Annotated in this window: 25 protein-coding genes and 3 tRNA genes; 5 read left to right on the top strand and 23 right to left on the bottom strand. The window is 45.0% G+C overall.

Annotated elements, in window-relative coordinates:
- Positions 1 to 143: 143 nt before the first annotated feature.
- Together WH46_RS12055 and WH46_RS12060 are read right to left on the bottom strand one after the other, a co-directional pair.
- The gene (locus WH46_RS12055; RefSeq protein ID WP_046226830.1) at positions 144 to 587 is read right to left on the bottom strand and encodes a GNAT family N-acetyltransferase; all 444 of its coding nucleotides are present in this window, start codon (positions 585 to 587) and stop codon (positions 144 to 146) included.
- Between the two features lie 166 nt (positions 588 to 753).
- On the bottom strand, positions 754 to 3,030 hold the full coding sequence (locus tag WH46_RS12060) for a glycoside hydrolase family 3 C-terminal domain-containing protein (protein WP_156172279.1): 2,277 nt from the start codon (positions 3,028 to 3,030) through the stop codon (positions 754 to 756).
- Between the two features lie 327 nt (positions 3,031 to 3,357).
- Here WH46_RS12060 and WH46_RS12065 point away from each other — a divergent pair, with 327 nt between their 5' ends.
- Positions 3,358 to 3,777: a hypothetical protein gene (locus WH46_RS12065; RefSeq protein ID WP_017814641.1), complete on the top strand. Its 420-nt coding sequence runs from the start codon at positions 3,358 to 3,360 to the stop codon at positions 3,775 to 3,777.
- Positions 3,778 to 3,966: 189 nt separating this feature from the next.
- On the opposite strand, the gene murI is transcribed toward WH46_RS12065, so the two are convergent.
- From murI to WH46_RS12105, 8 genes are all read right to left on the bottom strand, one after another.
- Entirely contained in the window at positions 3,967 to 4,737 is a 771-nt protein-coding gene (murI, locus tag WH46_RS12070; protein WP_046226832.1) for a glutamate racemase, read from the bottom strand.
- Positions 4,738 to 4,852: 115 nt separating this feature from the next.
- Positions 4,853 to 5,848 carry an alpha/beta hydrolase gene (locus tag WH46_RS12075; protein ID WP_046226833.1) on the bottom strand — a complete coding sequence of 332 codons (996 nt, stop codon included), beginning with the start codon at positions 5,846 to 5,848 and terminating at the stop codon, positions 4,853 to 4,855.
- Between the two features lie 249 nt (positions 5,849 to 6,097).
- Positions 6,098 to 6,700 (bottom strand): YdhK family protein, encoded by a 603-nt coding sequence (locus WH46_RS12080; protein ID WP_046226834.1) that lies wholly within the window; start codon positions 6,698 to 6,700, stop codon positions 6,098 to 6,100.
- A 467-nt stretch (positions 6,701 to 7,167) separates the two neighbouring features.
- Positions 7,168 to 7,737, bottom strand: a complete 570-nt coding sequence (locus tag WH46_RS12090) for a DUF3841 domain-containing protein (protein WP_046226836.1) — start codon at positions 7,735 to 7,737, stop codon at positions 7,168 to 7,170.
- Positions 7,738 to 8,056: 319 nt separating this feature from the next.
- Positions 8,057 to 8,215 (bottom strand): hypothetical protein, encoded by a 159-nt coding sequence (locus tag WH46_RS24065; protein WP_017814636.1) that lies wholly within the window; start codon positions 8,213 to 8,215, stop codon positions 8,057 to 8,059.
- 341 nt (positions 8,216 to 8,556) lie between these two features.
- Positions 8,557 to 8,865 carry a hypothetical protein gene (locus tag WH46_RS12095; protein WP_046226837.1) on the bottom strand — a complete coding sequence of 103 codons (309 nt, stop codon included), beginning with the start codon at positions 8,863 to 8,865 and terminating at the stop codon, positions 8,557 to 8,559.
- Positions 8,866 to 8,970: 105 nt separating this feature from the next.
- Positions 8,971 to 9,213: a hypothetical protein gene (locus WH46_RS12100; RefSeq protein ID WP_046226838.1), complete on the bottom strand. Its 243-nt coding sequence runs from the start codon at positions 9,211 to 9,213 to the stop codon at positions 8,971 to 8,973.
- Between the two features lie 26 nt (positions 9,214 to 9,239).
- Entirely contained in the window at positions 9,240 to 10,073 is an 834-nt protein-coding gene (locus WH46_RS12105) for a MerR family transcriptional regulator (protein WP_046226839.1), read from the bottom strand.
- Positions 10,074 to 10,175: 102 nt separating this feature from the next.
- Between WH46_RS12105 and WH46_RS12110 the strand changes: the two genes are divergently transcribed.
- A complete protein-coding gene (locus WH46_RS12110) occupies positions 10,176 to 10,637 on the top strand; it encodes a GNAT family N-acetyltransferase (protein ID WP_046226840.1) in 462 nt (153 codons plus the stop codon).
- An 82-nt stretch (positions 10,638 to 10,719) separates the two neighbouring features.
- Here WH46_RS12110 and WH46_RS12115 read toward each other — a convergent pair.
- From WH46_RS12115 to WH46_RS12145, 7 genes are all read right to left on the bottom strand, one after another.
- Positions 10,720 to 10,791 (bottom strand) — tRNA-Val (locus tag WH46_RS12115).
- A 197-nt stretch (positions 10,792 to 10,988) separates the two neighbouring features.
- A complete protein-coding gene (locus WH46_RS12120; protein ID WP_017814631.1) occupies positions 10,989 to 11,270 on the bottom strand; it encodes a hypothetical protein in 282 nt (93 codons plus the stop codon).
- 208 nt (positions 11,271 to 11,478) lie between these two features.
- On the bottom strand, positions 11,479 to 13,368 hold the full coding sequence (locus WH46_RS12125; RefSeq protein ID WP_020380568.1) for an Ig-like domain-containing protein: 1,890 nt from the start codon (positions 13,366 to 13,368) through the stop codon (positions 11,479 to 11,481).
- A 179-nt stretch (positions 13,369 to 13,547) separates the two neighbouring features.
- Positions 13,548 to 13,979: a hypothetical protein gene (locus WH46_RS12130; protein WP_017815778.1), complete on the bottom strand. Its 432-nt coding sequence runs from the start codon at positions 13,977 to 13,979 to the stop codon at positions 13,548 to 13,550.
- Positions 13,980 to 13,991: 12 nt separating this feature from the next.
- The gene (locus WH46_RS12135; protein ID WP_046226841.1) at positions 13,992 to 14,663 is read right to left on the bottom strand and encodes a uracil-DNA glycosylase; all 672 of its coding nucleotides are present in this window, start codon (positions 14,661 to 14,663) and stop codon (positions 13,992 to 13,994) included.
- Positions 14,664 to 15,172: 509 nt separating this feature from the next.
- A complete protein-coding gene (locus tag WH46_RS12140) occupies positions 15,173 to 16,276 on the bottom strand; it encodes a Gfo/Idh/MocA family protein (protein ID WP_046226842.1) in 1,104 nt (367 codons plus the stop codon).
- Positions 16,277 to 16,301: 25 nt separating this feature from the next.
- A complete protein-coding gene (locus tag WH46_RS12145) occupies positions 16,302 to 16,961 on the bottom strand; it encodes a ThuA domain-containing protein (protein WP_046226843.1) in 660 nt (219 codons plus the stop codon).
- Positions 16,962 to 17,211: 250 nt separating this feature from the next.
- Here WH46_RS12145 and WH46_RS12150 point away from each other — a divergent pair, with 250 nt between their 5' ends.
- Positions 17,212 to 18,057 carry an AraC family transcriptional regulator gene (locus WH46_RS12150; RefSeq protein ID WP_046226844.1) on the top strand — a complete coding sequence of 282 codons (846 nt, stop codon included), beginning with the start codon at positions 17,212 to 17,214 and terminating at the stop codon, positions 18,055 to 18,057.
- 198 nt (positions 18,058 to 18,255) lie between these two features.
- On the top strand, positions 18,256 to 18,465 hold the full coding sequence (locus WH46_RS12155; protein ID WP_017811769.1) for a hypothetical protein: 210 nt from the start codon (positions 18,256 to 18,258) through the stop codon (positions 18,463 to 18,465).
- Between the two features lie 154 nt (positions 18,466 to 18,619).
- Here WH46_RS12155 and WH46_RS12160 read toward each other — a convergent pair whose 3' ends face one another.
- On the bottom strand, positions 18,620 to 19,237 hold the full coding sequence (locus WH46_RS12160) for a hypothetical protein (protein ID WP_046226845.1): 618 nt from the start codon (positions 19,235 to 19,237) through the stop codon (positions 18,620 to 18,622).
- Between the two features lie 366 nt (positions 19,238 to 19,603).
- Positions 19,604 to 19,689: transfer RNA gene (locus tag WH46_RS12165), tRNA-Leu, on the bottom strand.
- Between the two features lie 397 nt (positions 19,690 to 20,086).
- Between WH46_RS12165 and WH46_RS12170 the strand changes: the two genes are divergently transcribed.
- Positions 20,087 to 20,287 (top strand): hypothetical protein, encoded by a 201-nt coding sequence (locus WH46_RS12170; RefSeq protein ID WP_046226846.1) that lies wholly within the window; start codon positions 20,087 to 20,089, stop codon positions 20,285 to 20,287.
- A gap of 324 nt (positions 20,288 to 20,611) precedes the next feature.
- Here the strand turns inward: WH46_RS12170 and WH46_RS12175 are convergent.
- From WH46_RS12175 to carB, 4 genes are all read right to left on the bottom strand, one after another.
- Positions 20,612 to 20,685: transfer RNA gene (locus tag WH46_RS12175), tRNA-Ile, on the bottom strand.
- Between the two features lie 336 nt (positions 20,686 to 21,021).
- On the bottom strand, positions 21,022 to 21,663 hold the full coding sequence (pyrE, locus tag WH46_RS12180) for an orotate phosphoribosyltransferase (RefSeq protein WP_046226847.1): 642 nt from the start codon (positions 21,661 to 21,663) through the stop codon (positions 21,022 to 21,024).
- Positions 21,650 to 22,396 (bottom strand): orotidine-5'-phosphate decarboxylase, encoded by a 747-nt coding sequence (gene pyrF, locus WH46_RS12185; RefSeq protein WP_046226848.1) that lies wholly within the window; start codon positions 22,394 to 22,396, stop codon positions 21,650 to 21,652. The genes pyrE and pyrF overlap by 14 nt, the downstream gene beginning before the upstream one ends.
- Positions 22,397 to 22,519: 123 nt before the next feature.
- Complete coding sequence (gene carB, locus WH46_RS12190) at positions 22,520 to 25,816, bottom strand: carbamoyl-phosphate synthase large subunit (RefSeq protein ID WP_046226849.1); 3,297 nt, start codon at positions 25,814 to 25,816, stop codon at positions 22,520 to 22,522.
- Between the last annotated feature and the right edge of the window lie 2 nt (positions 25,817 to 25,818).

Here is a 25,818-nt window from a genome sequence, read left to right on the forward strand (position 1 = left end):
TAGCAATATGCAGTACACTAACCAAAAAAGCTGCTTCTCCGGTCCATAGACGTAACCGGGAAAGTAGCTTTTTACATATATCTATTTCTGATTGTATGATTACCGATACCACGGTTGTACAAGAAAGACAATAATCTGCTGGTTTACAGATCCTTGATCATACGAACATGGAGAATACCCGCATCATCAAAAGGCTCGGCAGAAATCGTACGGTAACCAAGGCGATCATAGAATCCTTCAGCATGACACTGCGCATCCAGGATTGCCCGGATATATCCATGACTGCGCGCACAATCTTCCATTCCGTTCATAAGGGATGAACCGTAACCCCCTTTGCGATAATCCGGCAATACGGCTACACGCTGCATTTTGGCAGAACCGTCCGTGTAGGTCGTGATTCGTCCGGTCGCTACCGGCTGTCCCTTGTCCAGTAACAGAACATGATAAGCACTGCTGTCCAGACGATCATAATCGTCTATTTCGATATGTTCGGGTACATTCTGTTCTTCAATAAACACTTTACGCCGAATAGCAAAACATGCATCCAGCTGCTGCTGGTTCTGAACCTCTATCACTTCTCTTGTCATCTCTGTCTTCTCCTCCACCCGGTCAAACCAACAAGCGGTCGATCCATTGTTCTGATTTCCGTCATTATTGTACCTTTTATTGAGTAGGCTGACTACTGTATGAATCGTTGGTACACAGCCAAACGGCTTCTTCCCCAAAACGGAAAGAAGCCGCCAAACCAAACTATTAGTGGTTATACTCGGCATGAAGACGGTTAAGTTCCGCGATATCACGACTAAGCATTTCTTCGGTATAGTTGCCCTGTCCGAATCCGATCATCGCACGCAGCGGCATGTATTTAATCATTGCCAGCAGCAGATCCTGACTGTCTCCCATCATCTCATTTAATCCGGAGCGCTCGGCAAACTGCTTGGCCATGTCAGCGGTTGCCGGATTGGCTGCTACATCGCCGATCGTCGTATTACGGTGAAATGTAACCGGCAGGCTGACTGTTGATTTCACTTCAATTGTACTTTCCAGACGAATATCACGAGAAGAAGCTCCGATACGGATCGCAAAAGTACCTGTCTCCACATGCCAGTCTCCAATATTCACATTGTAATAGGCAAAAGCGCGCTTACCCAGTTCGAAGGTAACCTTACGGCTCTCTCCTGGCGGCAGATCGACTTTGGCGAATCCTTTCAGTTCCTGCTGCGGCCGAATAACCGTACTCTCTGCATCATGCACGTAGAGCTGTACAATTTCTTGACCCCGAACCGGACCAGTATTCGTAACTGTCACTTCTACCTTCACGGTATCTTCGTCTGTGCAGCTGGACGTATTTACCGTGAGATCGCTGTATTCGAAAGTCGTATAACTCAGTCCATACCCGAAAGGAAACAGCGGTTCAATCTGCTTTTGGTCATAATAGCGATAGCCCACGAATAAGCCTTCACGGTACTCGACACGATCACCTTCACCCGGGAAGTTCAGGAATGACGGATTATCGCTCAGCTTCACCGGGAATGTCTCCGGCAGCTTGCCGCTGGGACTCACCTCCCCAAACAACAGATCGGCAGCTGCACCGCCTCCAGCTTGTCCACCCAGATAACCTTCCAATACTGATTTCACCTGATTAAGCCACGGCATTGTTACCGGTGAACCGTTACTGAGAACTACAACCAGGTTGTCCTGTACATCCGAGAGCGATGTAATCAGACGCTGGTGATTATCTGGCAGATCCAGATGTTCACGATCATATCCCTCGGATTCATAACGATCCGGCAGACCGGTGAACAGAATGACTACATCGGCTTCGGAAGCGATCCGGACCGCTTCCTGCACAAGTTCTTCTTTTACTTCATCACTGTCCAGATCATAGCCAGCTGCATACGTAACTTCGGCTTGATCCCCTGCAAGTATACGGATTTCATCCAGCGCCTGATCCAGATGAGTCGGATTAATATGAGAGCTGCCACTGCCCTGATAACGCGGCTTGACGGCGAACTCACCGATTACCGCAATTTTCCCTTCTTTGCGAAGTGGAAGCAGATGATCTTCATTTTTGAGCAGCACCATACTTTCACGGGCAACCTCACGAGCCAGCTGATGATGTTGACGGGAATCAAAGGAAGCTTCTGTCTTCTGCGCTGCCGCAGCCTTGAATACAAAGTTCAGCAGGCGCTCCACCGCTGTATCGAGTACAGATTCATCCAGCGTTCCCTGCTGAACAGCAGCTACAATCTTGGCATCTCCGATCCCCGCACTTGTCGGCATTTCCAGCTCCATGCCTGCCTGCAGTGCAGCTACACGTTCATTCACTGCTCCCCAGTCGGATACAACGAATCCTTCGAATCCCCATTCCTCTCGCAAAATACGTGTGAGCAATTCATGATTTTCCCCGGCATATACACCGTTGATTTTATTGTAAGAGCACATTACACTCCATGGCTGTGACTGTTTCACAGCTCCCTCAAAGCTGGCCAGATAAATTTCACGAAGTGTACGTTCATCCACGATTGTATCTACCGACATCCGCCGGGTCTCCTGATTGTTGGCGGCAAAATGTTTAAGCGATGTGCCTACACCCTGGCTCTGTACACCCTGAATATGACCTGCAGCAAGCTCCGAGGACAAATACGGATCTTCGGAAAAGTACTCAAAATTACGTCCACATAGCGGAGAACGCTTGATATTTACGCCCGGTCCCAGAATGACCGCTACCTCTTCTGCCTGCGATTCCTGCCCAAGTGCTGTCCCAACCCGGTGCATCAGCTCCCTGTTCCATGAAGCCGCCATGCCTGCTGCTGTTGGAAAACATGTTGCCGGTACACTATCATTGAGCCCCAGATGATCCCCTTCTGCATCCTGCTTGCGCAGCCCGTGAGGACCATCGGTCATCATAACAGATGGAATATTCAGACGTTCTATCGGCTGTGTATGCCAGAAATCAAGACCTGAACACAAGCTTGCTTTCTCTTCCAGCGTCAGGTTGGAAATCAGTTCTTTGATCGAATGTGGTATGTTCATAAGTACCTCCTGCATAGTCGGATTGGATTAACTGATGAGATCTGCAACTTTCTTGTCTTTACATTTATTCTGGTTACTCTCTATTCACTTACCCCATATCATCATATGCCGAACGAATATCATTGTATGGTAAAATTCGCAGTAAATTGGTACACATCGCAAAAATAATCAAAATAGCAGCAACCGAATCAAATATATTAATGAATCAAAATCATATTTCCCTCTTCCAATATTTAATCGAAAATTAGATTGAAAAAGAACACTTGTTCGTATATAATAAGAACAAATAAGAGAACAAATGTTCTGATAAGAGGGATGATTATGCTAGCCAAACATATCGGAGAATTACTCGAAATTGTATATATGGATCAGTCCGGCAAATTGACCCAACGGAGGATTGAGATCAAGCGAATTCGCAATGGTCTGGTATATGCAGATTGCCTGCGTTCGGGAGAACCGCGCACTTTTCGTGAAGAGAATATTCTGGCATGGCAACCTTCCAAAGCGATCAGACCGACGATTTCCGTCAAGCAGTTGGCTGCTTCAGCAACTGCCGTTGCTACCAGTTCTTCTCCTTCGTCTTCCTCCACTACTATTCCAAAGTCTGCCACTTCTACGGGTTCATCTACTTCTACTTCAGCAGCATCCAGAAAATCTTCGAATTCGTCCCAATCGTATCGTAAATACACTTCGTATACCTCGAAAAAATCACGTGTCCAAGCGGCTTCTCACGTATCGTAATCTATTCTAATCTGTCCTCTATATTCTGCTGCTATCTATGGTTACTGCAATCCCTCAATACGATCAAACGGCCAGCCGATTTAATAAATTATCAATCGATATTGTTAAACAGATAAAAAATAGCAGCCACCTCTGTTCAAAGGTAGCTGCTATTAACATAATAGTCGTTTGTTCAGTAACTGTGTCTACTCAGGATAACAAGCCCATCAGATGCTGGTAATCCATCATTTCTTCCGGGCTTTCTGCAGTTACACCGGATTTGACAAAATTCATCTGTCCAGTGCCATCTCCGATTTGTCCACGTTCTTCCAGAACATGTTGCAGATGTCTGGCCGTACCATTGCTTCCATCAATAATATCCACCTCTTCGGGGAAAAAGCGGCATAGATTACTGCGGAAATAAGGAAAATGCGTACAGCCCAGCACTACAGTACCGTACTGTCGCAAATCCAGATCTCCCAGCGCCTGTTCTAAATAAGGAAGTACATCCTCATCCCCAAACTTGCGCTCCTCAGCCAGCTGTACCAGGCCAGGCATTGGTACACTTTCCACAATATCTTCAGTATCAATACTTTTGACCAGATTATGGAACTTCTCTTCATTCAACGTCAGTCTTGTCGCCAGCACCAGTACTTTTTTATGCTTAATAATACTGTTCTGTACGGCAGGTTTGACTGCCGGTTCAATACCGATTACCGGAAAATCGTATCGTTGCCGCAGATCCGTTACAGCGATACTGGTTGCTGTATTGCATGCAATCACGAGTGCTTTGATATTCTGGGCAGCCAGATAATCTGCAGCTTCGATTACATACTGTCGGACTTCATCCTTGGACTTTTCTCCGTAAGGTACATGCCGGGTGTCCGCATAAAATACATAATCTTCATTTGGCATCAGCTTTAGTGCTTCATGCATTACCGTCAAACCACCAACACCGGAATCAAAAATTCCTATCTTCACTCCGTTCACTCTTCCCTCTGTCCATTCACGATATGTCTTGTCTAATAATTCGTGTTATCTATACCTAATTATAACTTTTTCGATTCCATTTGAAAATAAAAGGGGGATGACTGCATCATCCCTCTATAAATGCTACAGCTTCCTGCAGCATTTGGTTAAAATGAGCCGGATAATCATGGCCCAGACCCGTTACATTTTTGAATACATATGGAATACCTTTGAAATCAAGTGCTTCCACCAGCTCCTGTGCTCCAGGCATACACTCTTCATCACTCTCGCCGCAAATAATATACATTTTTACGCCATGCTCTTTCCAGGCATTTAATCCCAGTTCCCATTCTTCTCGATCAGGCATCCAGGGAGCCACGAGGATCATACCACGTACACCGGATGAATATTCAGCTGCTGTATTCATGGCAACTCTGGCCCCTGCGGAAAATCCCGCCAGAATAGGTCTTTTACCCGAAGGCAGTGCATTCTCCGGCAGCAGGCAATCCCGGATCTCCATTTGTGGATTATCGATACGAGCCAGTTCTTCCATGGACTGCTTGAGCTCATCCATTCCTGTATCGATATCTATCCAATCATAAGCTCCCGTGAACTGAATCTGGGAAGACTGCAGTAAAGCCAGCTTATATTCCCGATCAAGCAGTGAACTCCAGTAAGGCTGCACGATATCCATATTCTCCTGTTCCCCGTGCAGAACAAAGATCGTATGGAATGCAGCTGCCGGCTTCTCCTGATCAGGAAGCACAATATTGAGCTTGGCACTGCTTTCGCTCATCGCCTGCGTTTCACGTGCCCGGCAGATTCCGATCAACCGCTGAAATTCGGGATCATGCCGCAAAGGCTCCAAGGTCTCCTCTTCTAACAGATACTCGGCAGAATACCAATATTCATGCTGCTCTATAGCTTCGCGGAGCAGCTGCAGTGCCTCGTCATGCATATCTGCTGCAGCAGCCAGACTATAGCGCAGATTGTATACCTGTGCCGGATTGCCGATTCCATCTGCCTGATGTTCCGTTATAAAATGATACGCCTCCGCACTTCCATGCTGTTCATAGATTTCCATCGTCCGATTAAGTAATCCTGTATATGTAAACTGAGCCATGAGACCTCCTGAGTAAATGTAATAGGTTGCTGTTCGATCCACCGGGTACTGTTTATTCCGAATATTCGGCCCAAATAAAGCAAGCCTCTCGTAAAAGGCTTGCTTTGTAAATCATGACGCTATATTCATATTAATATACAGTCCCCGAAATAAACAATAGCTGCTTCTTCATAAGAAAAAGCACAGAATGCTTGCCTCTATTGTATAGCCGTTGTTCATACAATTGAATCAGTTCAATGGCTATCCTGTTTATTTGGCAGACAATTCATCGCCTGTGACCCATTTATGATTTTTGACAGGTTCCCCGCCCGTAGTAGGCATATAGTCAACCATATAGACTGTTGTCTGTTGCGCAGAATCGATTGTTGCCTGCGCGCCCTGCATGCCTGGCATATGATCAGCATTCAGTATGATCTTGCTGCCTGGCTTGAGCGGAGATTGACCAGCATTCTGAATTTCTTCATGAATCACCCATTTATGGTCTTTGACCGGCTCTCCACCTGTGACGGGTGTATAGGACACACTATAGACAGTTGTATCATACGCACCTGTAATGGTAGCCTCAGCACCTTTCATGCCTTTCATATGATCCATATTCATTATAACTGTAGTACCTACTGGAAATTGAGGATGCTGCGCAGTTTGCAGACCTGCCGGCACTTCAGCTGAGCTGGAATGATGCATCGCTCCACCAGATGCCTCGTTTCCCATAGACATAGAATCATGATCCGCTGTCTCACTTGATGAGGTAGTTGATACAGGATGATCCGTAGCTGCAGAATTGGGCGTATTGCTGCAGCCATTGAGGATGAGCAGCGTACCGATTCCTGCAGAGATTAGAGCTTTTTTCATCATCGATTGCTCCCTTCTTATCATTTACTTTTTGAAATCTATTTCCTTCATTCTATCTCTTTATATACTATACCCCTGTATGGTATATTGAATACTATAAATATGAATATACTTTGACAACCTTTCTTAATAATTAGTCGGGTAAGATACGAATGACACAGATACAGATACAGATACAGATACAGATACAGATACAGATACAGATACAGATACAGATACAGATACAGATACAGATACAGATACAGATACAGATACAGATACAGATACAGATACAGATACAGATACAGATACAGATACAGATACACTTAAGTATGTAAAACAACAACCAGAAGCAATAGGCGCTTTGATCGAGCGTCAGATAAGATGCAGGCTAAATTGTTGTCTGCATCCTACCTATACAGCTCCTGTTCTATGACAGTCCCTATCTATGTAATGATCCGATTCTTACGTGTTACTATATAATCTGGTTAACAATAATAGTATTTTTTCGCCAGACTCGGTTCATCCAGATACTCTACTTTTAGAACCTGCTGCAGACGTACACGTCCAGTGACGCCCTGCAGGCGCCTCTCCTGTGTACCGGGCCAGTCGGCATCAAGTTGGCGGTTAAGATCGAATATGCGCAGCCAGCTCTGTTCTTTGCTTAGTAGAGAGTTTCCAGCCTGGAACTCCTCCCATTCTCCCTGGTCTGCAGCATTAAATGTATTATTTAATACCGCATGCCATTCCTGAAAGTCGGATAGCAGTACATTTAATGGATGTAAAGACAGGGTAAGACAGACACACTGCTCCCGACCGGTAAAATGATTCAATTGCAGAAGATCCGGTTTTTCTTTCCATACCCACACGGGGTAGCTACCATCGTAAAAAGGCAGACGCTCTGTCATTTGGTTCATCATCCAGCGATAGGCTTCCGGATAAGAAATATGATCGATATGCCCTTCCAAAAAGCCATGTTGTTGGGCTTGCTCCCAGGCAGACAAAGACTGCACTGTCCAGTACTTGGAAGTAGACGCAGCCGGATGTTTTCTCTTCATTATAATTGTTTTCCTTCCCTGTATGAACTGTATAGCGCAATCCTTTATGTATCATCAGTCGCCAAACGGCAATTATATACAGTTAAGCAGGCATAGTACGGCAGGTGTATTCATAATCTATGTATCATAACAAAAAAAGCAATAAATTTTAAGTGCGATCCGTATCTGCTCCTATTACACAGAAAAATCAGATTACCCATCAAATTAAAAACGTGCAGCAGGATATCGATGGATATCCGGAGCTGCACGCTGTAGGTTATATGCATGACCTGTACAAGAGTAAGATTCTTGAGAGTATATGCTATATTGAGTGATTGTTTTAGTTGGCTTCCATATACTGGCTGAGGAGCTGAGTCACTTTACCTCGTACGGCCAGATCCGAGTTATCACGGTTTTTAACAATTTGGCTCACCTGCATCATAAAGGAATCCATTTCGTTCTCTATGTCAAATCCATACTGTTCGTTTCTGTTTTCCACGTTTCTCATGCCTCCAAAATTGTAAATTCGTTGTCTATCTAATATCACCCCCTGGCTATCATTTTAAAACAGCAATTTGTATATTTTTTATTTGTTTTCAGAAATAATTCACTAGCTTCTTTGAATAAGGCAATCATAATCAAAAAGCCCAGGCTATTCAGCGCCTGGACTTTTTTGCAGAAAATCGGTAAATCTATTCAATCTCGGATATTAGCAGTCTACTATGCTTTTATGCTGTTCGTTTTTGTATAGGAACGGCCTTGACGAGCTCTACGCTGTCAAGATAGGGTTCATCGCAGCGTGTATGCTATAAACTAATATCATTAGATTCTTATACTGTATTAATCTTCAGCAATATCTGCACGCAGAGCACTGGCAATTTCAATCATTTTGGGAATGACAGCTTCATTCATGCCCGATACATACAGATCTCCATCAAAATGACGGAAAGGAATTGTTGCTCCTTCGATCTCCCAAAGGAAAAAGTCCCCTTCGATCGACATGGTGGTTTCACCTTTGACTGTGAAGACCGGTGTATATACGATATCAGGCTGCAATTCAAAATAAGCTTTGCATTCTTCAAGAGTAATCGGCTGTTTTGCATCGTTCTCCTGCTGCATTTCCCGGGTAATTCGGTAACGTTGACCCATATGATGTTATCTCCTTTATATAAAATGCGGTTATTTCAAAATTCCATTATACACAAAGCAAAAAGCTCCCGCTACCGGAAGCTGCAAAATTGCATGAAGAGAAATTCAGAGGAGTGCATCAATAGCTGCCTGGATATAAGCCGGAATCGGTTGGTTCTCCTTTTCGATTCGTCGTCTGGCGTATATGATCAGCTGCCGTTGATTAACGACTGGATAACCGCCAGCATGCTCACCACGATATTCGATGACTGATCCTTTTGCTTCTTTACAGGCTACTTCATAATCATCCAGTACGTGAAATACCTCTTCGGCTGTACGATCAATGTAAGCATACGCTGTTTCATTCATACGTTATATCTCCTTTGCTGCTATATCTATCCATGATTGATAACTTCGACGGTTATTCTTGTCACATAATCCTCCTCACTCGTCACAGCCACTTCATCGATCAAATACTCTTCGTACACATACTCACCAGGCTGCAAATGCTGCTGTTCTATAAAATCCTGCAGGCGTGTATACGTAGTATCAAGCGTATCGTAAGTACCATGATGAAAAGCAACAGCATACCGGCCTTTCGGCTTGGTGAATGTCTGCAGATCCGTATGAATAGAGTCTGTTTTCACAAAAAAATAAGCGGTCTGTTGTTCTCCGGATAACAGCTCTCTCGTGTCCATCATTGTACCTACAAATGAAGACGCTACCGATTGAGTAAAATGATCGAATTCCCGAAACCGATTCGTCCATTCCAGATAACTGTTATGCTGATTATCATCTATTAACATCTCACTGCGAATTAGCTTCTCTTCAGGCTGTTCTTCTATGCAAATTTCGCCGTGTTTGGCACTGAGTCCTTTCGCCGTAAAATCCACAGTTTCCTGAAGCACACGCTGGATCTGTCGCAGCTTGGTAATTTCCTGCTCAATATGCAGCATTTCTTTATCTGCGATCTCAATCAATTGTTCTGCAGTGCGATGATCCAGATAATAACGGATGTCTTTGAGCGGCATCTTCAGTTCTTTTAAAATATGAATAATTAGAAAGACATCCAGCTGACGATGAGAATAATAACGATATCCTTTTTCATTAGTGTATACAGGCTTAAGCAGATCAATCTCATCATAGTGAAAAAGTGTTCGTTTATTTACTTTGCACAAACGTGCAAACTCACCTGTTGTTAGGTATACTTCGTTTGGAGTTGTCTTCATATTGCCTCCTTGACTATCCGGTTACGGTATACTTTATTCTAAAACATAATGACCAAAATGAGGAGATACCATCCGTGATCTCCAGAAATTCAGGTGACTGGTATGAAAATAGAAATTCTAAATGTAACAGCAGATAATCTTCAGGCTGTTCTAGCACTGCATGTAGCTCCAAATCAAGTTTCTTATATTGAAAATACAGCCGAGTGTCTGGAAGAAGCAGAAGAGTGTTCCTTTTACCAACCGGCAGGCTTGTATGCTGATCATACACTTGTTGGCTTTGCTATGTATGGCTGGTTCCCGGGTGAAGGAAATGCAGGACGGGTATGGCTGGACCGTTTTCTCATTGATGAACACCATCAGGGACAAGGACTTGGTAGGATCATGCTGACTGCCTTAATTGATCATCTTCATCATGTATATGGTCCTGCTGATATTTATCTTAGCCTGTTTGAGGATAATCAGGGAGCGCTTTATTTATATGAGAAATTTGGCTTTCGATTTAATGGAGAGTTGGATATTAATGGAGAGAAAGTCATGGTCAGAAGCTATTCCGGGAACAAATAGACTCCACGTCACAATTCTATCTGGCAACTGGATATAAAACAGCAATAAAAAAAGCCCTTGATATTCAAGGACTCTCTCGGTATGACCTGTAGTGGGATCGAACCACTGACCCCTACCCTGTCAAGATAGTGCTCTCCCGCTGAGCTAACAGGTCGTATAACAATCACAAGAAGTAATATACCAAATCACATCAAGACTGTCAATATCTAACTCGCTAGCCTGTACAGCCGGATTATCTGCTTGGGATGACAATAAGATGCAGGTACAAACAGCATCATGATATGTACAAGGCCGCGATAGGTCTTAGCATACGGGTTCATTCCATGTCGCGATATAATTCTCTATCCTCTTCTAATATTGGGTCCAATATGAAGCATCTTCTGATCGTGGTGTCGGTGTTCGTGGTCGTCTGGTCTCACGCTCCCAGCCGTCGATCATAATAAGAGTCTCCAGGTCTTCTTTGTTGTCCCAATATATGTAGCGCTTGTTCTCCAGTACAGTCAATGTATGTATCAGTTCATCGATGGATCGATAAGTTATGGCGGATAGTTCACGCCAGCCAGGCATCCGGCGATGACGGGCAAAAAAGTTGTACAGAACACGCAGCAGCTTCCTCTCCTGATCGTCCAGCATATTTCCCACTCCTCTAGTATTCAATATTTCACATCCAAAAGAACGTATGTTCCTATATTTTATAGAGTATATTGCTTTTTGGCAAGGATAGATTTGTTGTTTTTTAATCAGATAACAAAAACCCCCTGCTTTATACAAGCAGGGGGTTCATGTTCAAGCTAATTGTCTACAGACGTACTCATACTTATTTTTATTTATAATGGCTGTTTTACTTGGCAGCTGCCACATCTTTGACAGCTACAGTCATAGAAGCGCGCTTGCCACCAAAATCAGCTTTAATAGAAGAAGAGCCTTTGCCTACTGCTGTAATATTGCCTTCTTTTACTGTTGCTACCGTTACTTTGCTGGTTGTCCAGATCGCGCCTTTGGTAACATCAACGATTTCGCCAGTGTCATACTCGGCTGTCACTGTTACGGTCTTCGCATCACCGGTAGTCAGCTTCAGGGATTTCTCGGAAATCGTCAGCTTTTTCAGCTTTGATGTTACATTGACTTTGACCGTTGCAGTAAGACCCTGATAGGAACCTGTAAGTGTCGCAGAACCTACACCCACTGCTTTTACGCTTGCTCCTTTGACAGTTGCTACAGTCGGATTGGAAGATACCCAGTTCATTTTGGTAGATAGAGTTGCTTTTTTGCCATCCACATATACGCCTTTGACGTTAATGGATTTGCTTTTATTCAGGTTCAGATCAATAATCGCCGGTGTAGCGGTAATGGAATTGATTTTACTCTCCATTTTTACACTTACACGCACGTTTTTGTTCAGGTAAGTTCCTTTAAGGGAAGTGCTGCCTTTAACCAGGGCTTTGATTTTGCCTTCCTGGATCAATGCTTTATCAGAGCTAAGTGTCCATTCCACTTCATCGGTTACATCAATAGTGTTGCCATCTGCTGTTACCGCTTCTACTTTGGGAAGATTCACTGTAGAGCCAACTACAATACTCAGACTGGATACACTTGGTGTCAGCGTCAGTGCTTTGGTCTTGACACTTACCGGGACGGTTACCGTCATATCGCCGATTTTGCCGACCAGATTAGTATCACCTTCGCCTTCCGCTTCCAGCTTGGTGCTGGTTACCGATGCGATAGAGCTGTCGATTGTCCAATCAACCAGTTTGGACAGATCTTTGGTTGTACCATCTACTGCTGTACCGGTTACTTTTGGCAGTGCTGCCGAGCCGCCGGTAATAAGATCAATTGAATCAACATTGGCTTGTACTTTGGTCATCGTTTTGTAGACCGTTACTTTGAATGTCTTGGTGAAATCTTCATATTGAGCTTTGATTGTAGAAGTACCTTCTACCCATGGAGTCAATACGCCATTCTCAACAGTGGCATTCAGTGGGTTGGAAGAGGTCCATGTGACCTTGGACGTTACATTGGTAGGCACACGGCTGGCATCTCCAACTTCAGCCACGATTTGTTTGGGATGCTGACCGATGAACATAACTTGATCATCTTCCGGTGTCAGCATCAGTCCCTGGAACGAAGAGCGAACATAAAGATCGCTTGTTGCTACCAGGCCTGCATATTTGGCTGTAAGAGAAGTTGTTCCCTGGGATACGCCAGTGACGGTTCCTTCGACTACTTTGGCTACTTTAATATCATATGTAGACCATGTAACGCTATCCGTTACGTCTACTGTACTTCCGTCTTGCTTGGTAGCTGTTGCTGTAAATTCAACAGGTTCGCCAATGGTTACATTGGTTCCAGCTGTCGGAGACAGTGTGAGCGCGGTATAAGGTGATGTTACTGTCACTTTCTTGGTTGCAGCAAGGTCGCCATATTTGGCAGTAATCGTTGTTGTACCTACACTTAATGGTGTAACTTCGCCATTTTTTACTGTAGCTACAGCAGCACTGCTGGTAGACCATGTTGCTTTGTCGGATACATCTGTAGTGTCTCCCGAACCGTCCACAGTGTATACATTCAATTCCTGTCCATCATCTTCAAGTGACAAAGTCAGCGTATTATTATCATCAAACTTTAGTGATACCGCAGCAGTATCCGCTGCGAATACTCCGCTTGGAAAGAGCATGGTGCTGACCAATACCAGTGCAAGCATCCAATTTCCCAGTTTAGCAGTACGTGTCATTTATTTCTCCCCTTAGTATAGTATCGTCTGTATCCATTCCTTTACTAATATCGGAGGAAGGACCGCCAGATTGAAGGTTTGGCTGTAAAAAAAGCCATTTAATTTCCAAAATAAGACTATCGTCCTGTATAGCGAACGATAGTCTTGTATTGATATGTTCTATTATCCAATCAAACAGGTTAGCATCCTCTGCGTGATCGTACGACAAATTGATGATCGGCTTTGGTAAATGTACGATGGTCATCCAGTATGACCCGTTCCCTATTATGACGCACCAATCGGGCAAATGGCTCGATCAACTGGTCATCTTTCCAGATCATGACTTTGGAGCTGAACAAAATTGCATTATCAAATTGAACGGGCTGCTTCATTAGATAACCGACCGAATTCAATTCCCATGCTGCTGAATTGAGATCCTGTGGCAGCATTTTAAGCTCCTTAATATGCAGAATATCATTCAGCAAAATGTGAATCGAACCTGGCTGCAGTACCAATCGGTTTTTCTCAATATCCCAGTGTTGTATGGTACCATATAATCGGGAATGATATTCATCATCCCGTGTAATCACGACTTTTTTGCCTTCCCAGTGCTTCATCATCTCCACCTCCATCTGCTGTCCTCCTCAGGATAACTGCGGAATCGTCCAGTCGATTGGCTCGAGCTGATGCTTTTCCAGGAATTGATTGGTTTGTGAAAAAGGACGACTGCCAAAAAATCCTTTGCGTGCAGCAAACGGACTCGGATGCGCTGAGCGGATTATCAAATGATGATCCGTATTGATAAGCGCCTGCTTTTCTGCTGCATGATTGCCCCACAGTAGGAATACCATTGGATCTTTACGCTCGTTCAACAGTCGGATTACTGCATCAGTAAATCGCTCCCAGCCCTTGCCCCGATGAGAAGCAGGCTGGCCAGCGCGTACAGTGAGCGCTGTGTTGAGCAGCAGTACACCATGCTGACCCCAGCTCACCAGCGAACCATGATTGGGAGTCTCGACTCCAACATCTTCCTTTAACTCTATGTAGATATTGCGCAGTGAAGGTGGCACCTTGACTCCCGGCTGCACAGAAAAGCTGAGTCCCTCGGCTTGACCGGCTCCGTGATAAGGGTCCTGACCAAGAATTACCGCTTTGACCTCTGCATACGGTGTCAGACGAAACGCCTGAAATAGCAAATCTCTAGGTGGATAAATCGTATGCTCCTCATATTCCGTATCCAGCCAGTTCATCAGTTCCTGGAAATAGGGCTGCTTCATTTCCTCTTCCAGAATATCATCCCAATCGTTACCAAACATACATCGACATCCTTTCTGTATCGGCCATCCTGCCGATCAATAATTTCTGTATCCAGCCTGCCCGCTGATACCTGTCTCAGTTATTACCCCAAATTCATCATAATGCAATTCGATTATGGTTTCAGCTTTTTTTTGGACGATAGATTATGGCTGGATTGAAAGCTATATATAATGAAACGAATAAATGCCCCTTTTGGATGACGCGATCTGATCAGATAGAAAATAAGTACTATTTATAAAATAGAAGAACAGTTGCACAGCTGCTGCATATAGCCATTACATAACAAAAAGCGACCACCTCTATGGGAGACGGTCGCTTTTTGTTAGGCATGGGTGGTGAGAATATTATAAAACGCCATTTGAAAATAAATAAGTATGCAATAAAGATCCATATGGTGAATATCATCCACTGCATAACCTCTACCTAATATGCACATAGAGATTAATCCATGTTCTGATGTTATTTTCAGTGTATCCATACCTATGGACTTTGCTCGCAATCAAAAGGCTTAACGCAGATGCCCTTTTACCAGTCCATAAGGCAAAGGCTGTGGCTGCTCGCAGGTAGTTGTCAATTCTACATATCGGCGTGAATCCGCGCTGCTGTGGAAAGCATGCATAATTTCCAGCACATGATTGGTAATCTGTCCATTGGCACGTGGTGTACCTCCATGTATCAGACAATCTGCCATATCCGAGATTCCGATGCCACGACTATTCTCTTCATACTGGTGTACTGCTGGAATCTCCATAAATTCGCCGCCCTGGGCAGGCCGCAGACGAATAGGTCCTCCAAAGGTATTCGGATCAGGCACAAGCAGTGTACCCAGCGTACCATAAATCTCGATATGCGGAAGCGTACTGCTCCATACATCAAAGCTGGTAATCATACTGGCGATTGCACCACTGCGGAACTGGATGGTTCCTGCAATATGTGTAGGTACATCCACATCAATAATCTGGCCAAACAGAGGCTCGCTCGTAATCGTCCGCTGCTTGAAAGAAGTTCGGGTCATACCACTGACCAGTTCTGCTGGCCCCAGTAGGGAGACGAGCGCTGTCAGATAATAAGGACCCATATCGTACATCGGACCGCCGCCCTTTTTGTAATAAAATTCCGGAGCAGGATGCCAGCTCTCATGTCCATGGTTTACCATAAATGCTGTTGCTGACAACGGTTCACCGATGAATCCGTCATCGATCAGCTTGCGGCAGGTCTGCAGTCCGGCACCAAGAAAGGTATCTGGTGCTCCGCCCAACAGCAATCCTTTTTCCGCTGCCAGCTTCACCAGTTCACTGCCTTGTTCCGGCGACAGTGAAAGCGGCTTCTCTACATAGACATGCTTGCCGCCTTCCAGTGCCTGACGGCAAATCTGGAAATGATCCTGTGGTGTCGTTAAATTCACAACGATCTGTATCTCTTCACTGGCAATAATCTCGTCTGCTGTCCATGTATGAGGTATTCCGTATTTCTCTGCGGCCTCTCTGGCTTTGTCCTGATTCAGATCCGAACAGGCATATACTTCGGTATTTACAAAGGTATGCGTCAGATTCTGCAGATAAATATCGCTGATCGTTCCGCAGCCGATAAGACCGATTTTTACTTTTTCCATAAATAATTAGCCTCCTTTTATCAATTTAGCGTGCTGCCCATAATAATCCGCGCTTCATCAGTTCTTTGGCTTCGGGAATATCAAAAATATTGGCCTGGTGACCAAGGGAGTTATAATACACTTTGCCTTCACCCCAGCGCTTCGTATAGACCACCGGCATGCGAATTTCTCCATTGGCGGAGTGAGGACCATCGCTGATTACAAAAGTAGTGGTAGCGAGTACATGTACAGTCGGATCGACGTGCAGATAGTACTGCTCCGATTTGACAGTAAAGTCGGGAATACCCTCTATTAAGGAGCTGTCTGCTGATTTGACCATACGTACCTGATACTCCACTCCATCATTAAATGGATGGGCTACCCACTGCGATCCGGTCATAAATTGCCAATCTACACTATTACGGAACGAATCGCACATACCGCCATGACAGCCTGCCAGACCTACACCGGAAGCAACTGCGCGCAGTACGGGCTGCAGCTGTTCGTCGCTAATCTCGCCCATCGTCCATACTGGTACGATCAAATCAAGCTGCTTCAATCTCTCTTCGTCCAGAAATGCGTCCAATGTATCGGCAATTTCTACTTCAAAGTCTTCAGCTCTCAGCCATTCTGCGAATAATTCGGATACTTCGACCGGCTGATGTCCATCCCAGCCACCTCTGACGATCAATGCCTGTTTTGTCATATCTACTGATTCTCCTATGTGTGATCCTGTACAGATCTTATTTTTGTAACGCTTACATACTATGTATTGTAAGGAAAAGGCTGAGGCTCTGCGCGTCATTTTTGTTGTATTGATGGACAATTTTTGCTACTATTCATTTAATTTGGTACGAACCTTTATCATCTGAAAATACGATCAATTCTGCCAAATCAGGATCGAATACAAAGTCTTCTGTTCCGTAACAATCTACAATTCCATTTGAGGTGAGAATATGCGTGCTTTTCACGAGAATCGCTTATACTTCTATGAGAGTGGATTTCCGTTTCAGGCCATGCAGATCCGGAATATCAATTTTCTGGCACATTGGCATCATGATCTTGAATTTATGTATGTCTATGAAGGATCTGTGCGGATGGGAATTAACTCGGAGACTCGCGTATTGCATCAAGGGGAAATCGCATTATGCGGCAGTGGAGATATTCATTATTATGATAGCACCGGTCTGGAATCGACAATTCTGCTGATTATCTTCAATCCAAGGCTGATAGGCAGTCCGGCTGGCTGGCCGCAGGAACGCCAGCTTCGCTCCAGCTTTGTGACCAGGAACGGATCGGAAGCATCGCAGAATGAATCCTTTTTGCAGCAGGCGGCTCCAATTATCCGTTCTCTCGATGCGGAAGTACAGGAGCATGCACCACAGTATGAATTGATTATTACCGGTCTGCTGCATCAATTGAGCGGTCTGGCGCTTCGTTATCTGTCTACAGATGATCCTGGTGTTCGCAGACACCATTCTCGTACGCTCGCTCATCTCAAGGTCATGCAGGAGCTGCTGGAGCATCTTGAACAGCATTGCACCGAACCATGCACTTTGCAGGATGGCGCCGATTATGCCGGAATGAGCGTTTTTCATTTTTCCCGTTTTTTCAAAACAGTTACCGGCGTAGGATATAATACATATATCAATGAACTGCGGATTCGCCATGCCGAGCAGCTGATCCTGCAGTCAGACCGCAAACTGATTGATATTGCACTTGAATCGGGATTCGGTAATGTACGCACATTTAACCGGGTATTTCGTCAGCTTCGTGGACGTACTCCTTCCGATCTACGCTAAAATATAAAAGTTATTCTCTGAGTGAGGACGATCCTCGTAGTCGCGCCATTGTGATCAGCGAAACAGTTTGGTACTATATTAGACAGCAGGCTTACAAACAAGCTATTCCGATTCGCCTATCGGTCCGGGATCGGCATCTTCTATCCTGCCTTGCTATGATGATTTTATTTTGTCTGTGTACGGAGGTGCATAACGCCCATGAACGAAAGCACGGAACGCAAATTGACGACCAATGCCCATTTCTTTGCAGCTGCACTGTTCCAAGCCAAGGTATATGCCTGGCAGCCTGGATTCAGTGTAGAGCACGGTATCATCGAGCGAATTACCGAGGATTACATAATGTTGAAGAACGAAGATGGGGATGTAACCTTCTATTCACGCAAAGATACGGTATTTGTGCATAAATAAGACCGCAGTCCCTTCGTTGGGACGCGGTCTTTTTTTGGGGTTTACTATTATGAATTTTTCATGTATTGAAATTTTAATTTTAAAAATGATGATTATTTTAGATAGTGTTTTGAGATACTTTTTGGCTGTTATATTTGCTTCTTATCTATTTCTTTTATTTTCCATTTGCTAACTTGAACGTACCTTTGGCATATTCACCAAGATCATAATTTTTGACCGTCAATTTTACTGTGGTAGCATCTGTCCAGGCAGGGACATCTTTATCGTTTCCATAATAGGATTTGGTCGTTTTGATTAGTTCGGAAGCTTTGGCACTAACTGCCTGATTGGAGATACTGTATACGCCATCTCCTTCATAGACCAGTGCCATCATCGGCTGATTTTCCAAATCGATTGTAATGGCTTCTACATCACCATTATTATTTGCCGTAAAATAGATTTTATCAATTACAAAATCATTCGTAACTACAGCATCTTCAAGATTATGGGACATATAGCTGAGCAGCGCGATTTTCTTCAGCTTGGCCTGCTCCGAATCCGATTTTTTTACTTTGGCTGCTAGGGTTTCCGTCTTGGTATGCAGTGATTCGTTGTCCTTCTGTACCGTAGACAGCTGGTTTTTCAGATTCATGTTCCACACGACCAGAGCGATACAACCGAGCAGTGCAATAGCAGCCAGAATAGTGGCGATGAGCGCGAGTTTATTGGATGATGATGAACTACCTCCAGATGAAACATTTCCCTGATTTGAATGATTGTTGATATTTTGCATGCCTTACACTCCTTAACGATAGATTGCGTACTCTTCTATATCTGTAAAAGGCTTTCTTTTTATTACTTTAGCTGCTGAGTGGTTTTTTTTATAATTTCAGTATCTTTATAAATTTAATATAAATGCAGGTAGCAGGTGAGCTAGGCAGTCACAAATCATAAATCATAAATCATAAATCACAAATCACAAATCACAAATCACAAATCACAAATCACAAATCACAAATCACAAATCACAAATCACAAATCACACAAATCACAAATCACAAATGTAGTTTAACGAAAAAGTATTGTATAGAACAAAAAAAATTTATAACACAAAAAAGCTCTTTCTCCTTATTAAGAAGAAAGAGCTTTTTTTGTAGTATGCCGAGGACGGGGGTCGAACCCGTACGGTAGTCACCTACCGCAGGATTTTAAGTCCTGTGCGTCTGCCAATTCCGCCACCCCGGCAAGTTATCAATTCATGTGCTGGATCACTCAGGTGTATGAATACTTATCATTAATTGCTATGTAGTATATCATCTCATGATATGAACCTGTGCGTTTCAGTCACCAACATATAATATAACAATTTGAACGTTCTGTAAAGCATATTTTTTCAAGATACTTTTAAAGTCTCTGTATCCCCCCATCCTTCTTTACATTTTCCTGTATTTCTCCGAGCCTTCTATTATTGCTTTTAGGGGTGGTACACTCAACAAAATGATTCAGTCTATGCTGCAATGGTTTATTTCGATAACATAGATTTCTTTTTAGTCCTTGCTTAAAAATATGCGAGACGGCTAAATGCTGATTCTTTTTTTAGTTTCTTTCCTACCCATAGATGATACAGAAAGGATGAATAATAATGAACAAACCAGATGAATATAAAGACTCTCATAAAGAACGCGGTGCAGGTGTCGATTCTATCCCTGATCCCGATCCGAATAACGATCGCTCCGCCCAGGATCTGCTGGAGGAAGCTGTTGGTGAGGCCGTGAACAAGGTACGTGAAGACTTTACGGATAAAGATGACGAGACCGATAAAGACAAACCTTCCCGTATATAATCTATATAATCGTCAGCAGTACTTGTGACGGTATAGTTTCTGACCTTTATCTATCGATATCGTATTCGGTTCAATAACGTATACTACAGAAATTTATATTTAATGCGTCCTGCATACTTTTTAATTCTTCGTGAATGAAATTGGAGGAAAGGCCGCTGAATTTGAGGAGGTGGCTGATCCATGAAATTCGTGTTGATTATCGTTGTTATTGTCCTGCTCATTATATTGTTACGAAGACGCGGTAGACGTTAAATTTATATTTGCATAAAAAAAGGACAATCCCTGATGTCATATTCTGACAGTGGATTGTCCTTTTTCTCATTATGGGCCCAGAGGGACTCGAACCCCCGACCAACCGGTTATGAGCCGGTAGCTCTAACCAACTGAGCTATAGGCCCCTATGACCAAAAAGAGCGTTCTCTTCTGGTTCATCAAGTAAACAGCGACTTAATTAATATAACGCATCTCATTTACCGCTGTCAATATTTTTTCACAACAGCTTGTAGTTCCAAGTCATGGGCTCTCTTCTGCTATTGATTCGTTGTCATAGGTAGCCGATTCATCTTGTCCCTTGTACTGAAATGTATACATAAATAATACGCCAGCTCAAGGGGATATATCGCTCTATATCACTCTCGGCTGGCGTTCTTACTATTGCATATTGTTTTATCATACAGCATCATTCTGCCGCATTATCTTATAGGCTGCTTTTGTTTTAGAGATACACGATACTGTTATTTACCAAATGCAGCCGGGTCTTCTCTCCAGGAATGCAGCAGTTCCAGATCGTCCGGCTGTATTTTACCCATTTTCACGGCTTGATCGATTAGAGCTGTATAGTTAGACAACGTTTGCAGCGGAAGATTTGCATCTGCAAAAGCTTGTACCGCTTTGTCCAACTGATAGCTGAAAATAGCCAGCACAGCCAGTGAATCGGCGCCAACCTCTCGGACGGCTTCGGCTGCTTTGATTGAGCTGCCTCCGGTCGAGATCAGATCTTCGATGACGATTACTTTCTGCCCTTCTTTGATCAGTCCTTCGATCTGGTTCTGCTTGCCGTGTCCTTTGGCTTTATCACGAATATAAGCCATTGGCAGATCCAGCTTCTGAGCCACCCAGGCAGCGTGAGGAATACCGGCTGTCGCCGTTCCGGCAATGACTTCGGTATCCGGATACTGTTCACGAATAATCATGGCGAATCCATCAGCAATCTGATCGCGGATATACGGATAGGACATAGTTAACCGATTGTCGCAATAGATGGGCGACTTGATACCGGATGTCCAGGTAAAAGGCTCCTGCGGACGCAATGCGACCGCTTCAATCTGCAGCAGGGCTGCGGCAATATGAGCTGGAATCTCTTCAATCGTTAACATGTTGATTCATCTCCTCTATAATTTGTTCAGCTGCTGCTCTCGGGTCTGCTGCTCCGGTAATCGGACGACCTACAACCAGATAATCATTACCTGCTGCTATTGCCTGTCCAGGTGTCATAATACGTGTCTGGTCACCGACCTCACTGCCGGCAGGACGAACCCCAGGGGTTACTGTGACAAAGGAAGATCCGCAGATCTGCTTGATTGCCGGCCCTTCCAGCGGTGAAGAAACGACGCCATCCAGTCCACTTTCGCGAGCCATTTGTGCATAATGTACGACAGTATCTTCCACTTTGCCGGCAATGCCAATCTCCCTGTTCATTACTTCTTGTGATGTACTCGTCAACTGGGTAACTGCAATCAGTACAGGACGCTGCAAGGTAGAATCCTCGCTCAGTGCCTGTTCCATACCCGCTACGGCTGCTGTCATCATCTGACGTCCTCCAGCCGCATGAACATTGAACATATCCACGCCAAGACGGGTAATACTGTGGGCACCGCCTTTGACGGTATTAGGAATATCATGCATTTTCAGATCCAGAAAGACCGAGTATCCTCGAGATTTCAGATTATGGACAAAGTCAGGACCTGCCGTATAAAACAGCTGCATCCCTACTTTGATATAACAGGGGATGCCTTCCAGCCGGGTAATCAGCTGTCTTGCTTCGTCTGCATTTGGATAATCCAGTGCGACGATCAACCGCCGGGCTGCCGTATGTAGAGCTTGATTCATCCTTACACTCCCTTTTATCCTGCTTCTTTTACTATATCCAAATTGGTGTATCGATACCAATATGCGCACACAAATGACGGCGGACGCAAGTAAGGTCCGCCGCATATGTGATTAATCATCTTATTAGCTGAGAATCGTCTCTTGATCTTCCAGTTGACCGACAACTGTCTGAATATCCAGACTTTCCTTATCTTGCTGCTTTTCCTTGCTCAGGGAAGGCATCGCGTAGGAAGAGAAGTTGATAGTATCCAGCATGGTCAGCAGTGCTTCGACTGTATCGAGAGAAGTCATACATACGACTCCGTTCTCTACCGCTTCACGGCGGATACGGAATCCGTCACGTTCTGGCGTTTTACCTTTGGTCAGTGTGTTCACAACGAAGTTGGCTTGTCCGCTGCGGATCAGATCCAGGATGTTTGGCGTACCTTCGGACAGCTTGTTAACTACCGTTACCGGAATATTGGCTGCTTTGAGTGCATCCGCGGTACCGCCGGTAGCGATAATTTTGTAACCAAGACGGTAGAAGCCTTTGAGCAGGCGAACCGCTTCATCTTTGTCCTTGTCCGCTACTGTAGCAATCAGTGCACCGGTGGATGGTATTTTCATACCGGCACCGATCAGACCTTTGTATAGTGCTTTGGCATACAGCAGGTCGCGACCCATGACTTCACCGGTAGATTTCATTTCCGGTCCGAGTGTTGGTTCTACGCGGCGCAGCTTGGCAAAGGAGAATACCGGTACTTTGACCGATACATGGTCACTCTCCGGCCACATTCCTTCTTCATAACCCAGATCTGCCAACTTGCGGCCCAGAATTGCCTGTGTCGCTACATTCGCCATCGGGATATTGGTTACTTTACTCAGGAACGGCACAGTACGGGATGAACGCGGGTTAACTTCGATCACGTACACTTCATTGTTGAAAATAACGAACTGGATATTAACCAGACCGACCGTTTTCAGTTCTTTGGCAATGCGAATCGTGATGCTGACGATTTTTTCCTTGAGCTCTGCGGACAGATGCTGCGGTGGATAGACGGCGATCGAGTCACCGGAGTGAACACCTGCACGCTCCACATGCTCCATGATTCCCGGTACGACTACTGTATCGCCGTCACAGATCGCGTCGACTTCGACTTCCTTGCCGAGCATATAGCGGTCGATTAGTACCGGATGTTCCGGGTTGATCTTAACTGCTTCTACCATATAACGCAGCAGTTCCTCATCCGAGTAGACAATCTCCATCGCGCGTCCGCCAAGTACGTAAGATGGACGCACCAGTACCGGATAGCCGAGCTTCTGTGCTGTCTCAACCGCTTCATCTACAGACAGTACGGTGCTGCCTTGCGGCTGGGCAATATTCAGACGGGACAGCAGAGCTTCGAATTTTTTGCGATTCTCCGCTTCATCGATACTTTCAAGGCTGGTACCCAGAATTTTGACACCGGCTTGCTGCAGAGGCGCAGCCAGGTTAATCGCTGTCTGGCCACCGAACTGTACGATAACCCCTATCGGCTGTTCTTGTTCGATGACATTCATAACATCCTCGAAGAATAATGGTTCAAAGTACAGTCGATCCGATGTATTAAAGTCGGTCGATACGGTCTCCGGATTGTTGTTGATAATTACCGCTTCATAACCGGCTTCCTGAATCGCCCATACCGCATGCACTGTGGAGTAATCGAATTCGATACCCTGCCCGATACGAATCGGTCCGGAACCAAGAACGACGATTTTCTCTTTGGTTGCCTGGGTAACTTCATTTTCGGTCTCAAAGGTAGAGTAGTAATATGGTGTTGTCGCTTCGAACTCGGCAGCACAGGTATCTACCATTTTGAAGACAGGCATCATGCCATTTTGCTTGCGATAAGCACGGATCTCATGTTCATTGCTGAACTTGTCTTCCGGCTTGTTCTGACGGCGCAGTTCAGCAATCGAACGGTCAGTGAAACCAAGGCGTTTTGCTGTATACAGAGTCTCGTCAGTCAGCTCGTCTTCCATTGTAATGACAGATTCATAAGCGACGATCCGTTCGATTTTGTCGAGGAACCACCAGTCGATATTCGTCAGTTCCTGGATTTGATCCAGACTGTAACCACGGCGGAATGCTTCGGCGACGAGGAACAGACGCTCATCATCAGCCTTGGTCAGGCGTTCATCCAGCTTGCTGTCTTCGATCTCGTCAGCACCTGCCAGATGCAGGCGATGCACACCGATTTCCAGTGAACGCACAGCTTTGTGGATCGCTTCTTCAAAGGTACGGCCAATTGCCATTACTTCGCCGGTCGCTTTCATCTGGGTACCCAGTTTGCGGTTGGCACCCGTGAACTTATCGAACGGCCAGCGAGGAATTTTGGCTACAATATAATCCAGTGTCGGCTCGAAGCAGGCATATGTCTGACCCGTAACCGGGTTCATGATCTCATCCAGTGTATATCCAAGCGCAATTTTCGCTGCCATTTTGGCGATCGGATAACCTGTCGCTTTGGAAGCAAGCGCAGATGAACGGCTAACCCGCGGATTCACTTCGATGACGTAATATTGATAGCTTTGCGGGTCGAGAGCGAATTGTACGTTACAGCCACCCTCGATATTCAGAGCACGGATAATCTTCAGCGATGCAGAGCGCAGCATCTGATATTCACGGTCAGAGAGCGTCTGGCTCGGTGCAACGACGATACTGTCACCGGTATGTACACCAACCGGGTCAAAGTTCTCCATATTACATACTACGATACAGTTGTCGTTCGCATCGCGCATAACCTCGTACTCGACTTCTTTCATACCGGCGATGCTTTTCTCTACCAGACATTGTCCGATCGGACTGTAGCGAAGACCCGCTGCTACGGTCTCGCGCAGTTCTTCTTCGTCTATGCAGATACCGCCGCCTGTACCGCCCAATGTATACGCTGGACGCACAATGATCGGATATCCAATCTCATTCGCAAAAACGATCGATTCTTCCAGGGTAGTAACGATTGTGCTATCCGGAACCGGTTGATCCAGTTCACGCATCAGGTCGCGGAACAAATCACGATCTTCCGCTTTTTCGATCGAATTCAACTGGGTACCGAGCAGTTTTACATTTTCACTTTCCAGGACGCCGGCACGTGCCAGTTCGACTGCCATATTCAGACCCGTCTGTCCGCCAAGTGTAGGCAGCAGTCCATCCGGACGCTCCTGACGAATGATCTGTGTTACGAATTCGAGTGTAATCGGCTCGATATATACTTTATCCGCCATATTGGTATCGGTCATAATGGTCGCCGGGTTGCTGTTAATCAGTACAACCTCTACGCCTTCTTCTTTGAGTGCCTGACAGGCCTGTGTGCCTGCATAGTCAAATTCGGCGGCTTGGCCAATAACGATTGGACCGGAACCTATAACGAGGATCTTTTTGAGTTCTTTATTTATCGGCATAC

The organism is Paenibacillus dauci (assembly GCF_000971985.1).
Lineage (GTDB): Bacteria > Bacillota > Bacilli > Paenibacillales > Paenibacillaceae > Saccharibacillus > Saccharibacillus dauci.

Excerpts from the sequence above, each read along its gene's own strand:
- WH46_RS12120 (WP_017814631.1), bottom strand. The coding sequence starts at position 11,270 with ATGCTGGACGATCAGGAGAGGAAGCTGCTGCGTGTTCTGTACAACTTT.
- WH46_RS12110 (WP_046226840.1), top strand. The coding sequence starts at position 10,176 with ATGAAAATAGAAATTCTAAATGTAACAGCAGATAATCTTCAGGCTGTT.
- WH46_RS12170 (WP_046226846.1), top strand. The coding sequence starts at position 20,087 with ATGAACAAACCAGATGAATATAAAGACTCTCATAAAGAACGCGGTGCA.
- pyrE (WP_046226847.1), bottom strand. The coding sequence starts at position 21,663 with ATGTTAACGATTGAAGAGATTCCAGCTCATATTGCCGCAGCCCTGCTG.
- WH46_RS12145 (WP_046226843.1), bottom strand. The coding sequence starts at position 16,961 with ATGACAAAACAGGCATTGATCGTCAGAGGTGGCTGGGATGGACATCAG.
- WH46_RS12130 (WP_017815778.1), bottom strand. The coding sequence starts at position 13,979 with ATGGAGGTGGAGATGATGAAGCACTGGGAAGGCAAAAAAGTCGTGATT.
- WH46_RS12055 (WP_046226830.1), bottom strand. The coding sequence starts at position 587 with ATGACAAGAGAAGTGATAGAGGTTCAGAACCAGCAGCAGCTGGATGCA.
- WH46_RS12155 (WP_017811769.1), top strand. The coding sequence starts at position 18,256 with ATGAACGAAAGCACGGAACGCAAATTGACGACCAATGCCCATTTCTTT.
- WH46_RS12150 (WP_046226844.1), top strand. The coding sequence starts at position 17,212 with ATGCGTGCTTTTCACGAGAATCGCTTATACTTCTATGAGAGTGGATTT.
- WH46_RS12095 (WP_046226837.1), bottom strand. The coding sequence starts at position 8,865 with ATGGGTCAACGTTACCGAATTACCCGGGAAATGCAGCAGGAGAACGAT.
- pyrF (WP_046226848.1), bottom strand. The coding sequence starts at position 22,396 with ATGAATCAAGCTCTACATACGGCAGCCCGGCGGTTGATCGTCGCACTG.
- WH46_RS12090 (WP_046226836.1), bottom strand. The coding sequence starts at position 7,737 with ATGAAGAGAAAACATCCGGCTGCGTCTACTTCCAAGTACTGGACAGTG.
- carB (WP_046226849.1), bottom strand. The coding sequence starts at position 25,816 with ATGCCGATAAATAAAGAACTCAAAAAGATCCTCGTTATAGGTTCCGGT.
- WH46_RS12160 (WP_046226845.1), bottom strand. The coding sequence starts at position 19,237 with ATGCAAAATATCAACAATCATTCAAATCAGGGAAATGTTTCATCTGGA.
- WH46_RS12140 (WP_046226842.1), bottom strand. The coding sequence starts at position 16,276 with ATGGAAAAAGTAAAAATCGGTCTTATCGGCTGCGGAACGATCAGCGAT.
- WH46_RS12135 (WP_046226841.1), bottom strand. The coding sequence starts at position 14,663 with ATGTTTGGTAACGATTGGGATGATATTCTGGAAGAGGAAATGAAGCAG.
- WH46_RS12125 (WP_020380568.1), bottom strand. The coding sequence starts at position 13,368 with ATGACACGTACTGCTAAACTGGGAAATTGGATGCTTGCACTGGTATTG.
- WH46_RS12065 (WP_017814641.1), top strand. The coding sequence starts at position 3,358 with ATGCTAGCCAAACATATCGGAGAATTACTCGAAATTGTATATATGGAT.
- WH46_RS12075 (WP_046226833.1), bottom strand. The coding sequence starts at position 5,848 with ATGGCTCAGTTTACATATACAGGATTACTTAATCGGACGATGGAAATC.
- WH46_RS12080 (WP_046226834.1), bottom strand. The coding sequence starts at position 6,700 with ATGAAAAAAGCTCTAATCTCTGCAGGAATCGGTACGCTGCTCATCCTC.
- WH46_RS12105 (WP_046226839.1), bottom strand. The coding sequence starts at position 10,073 with ATGAAGACAACTCCAAACGAAGTATACCTAACAACAGGTGAGTTTGCA.
- WH46_RS12100 (WP_046226838.1), bottom strand. The coding sequence starts at position 9,213 with ATGAATGAAACAGCGTATGCTTACATTGATCGTACAGCCGAAGAGGTA.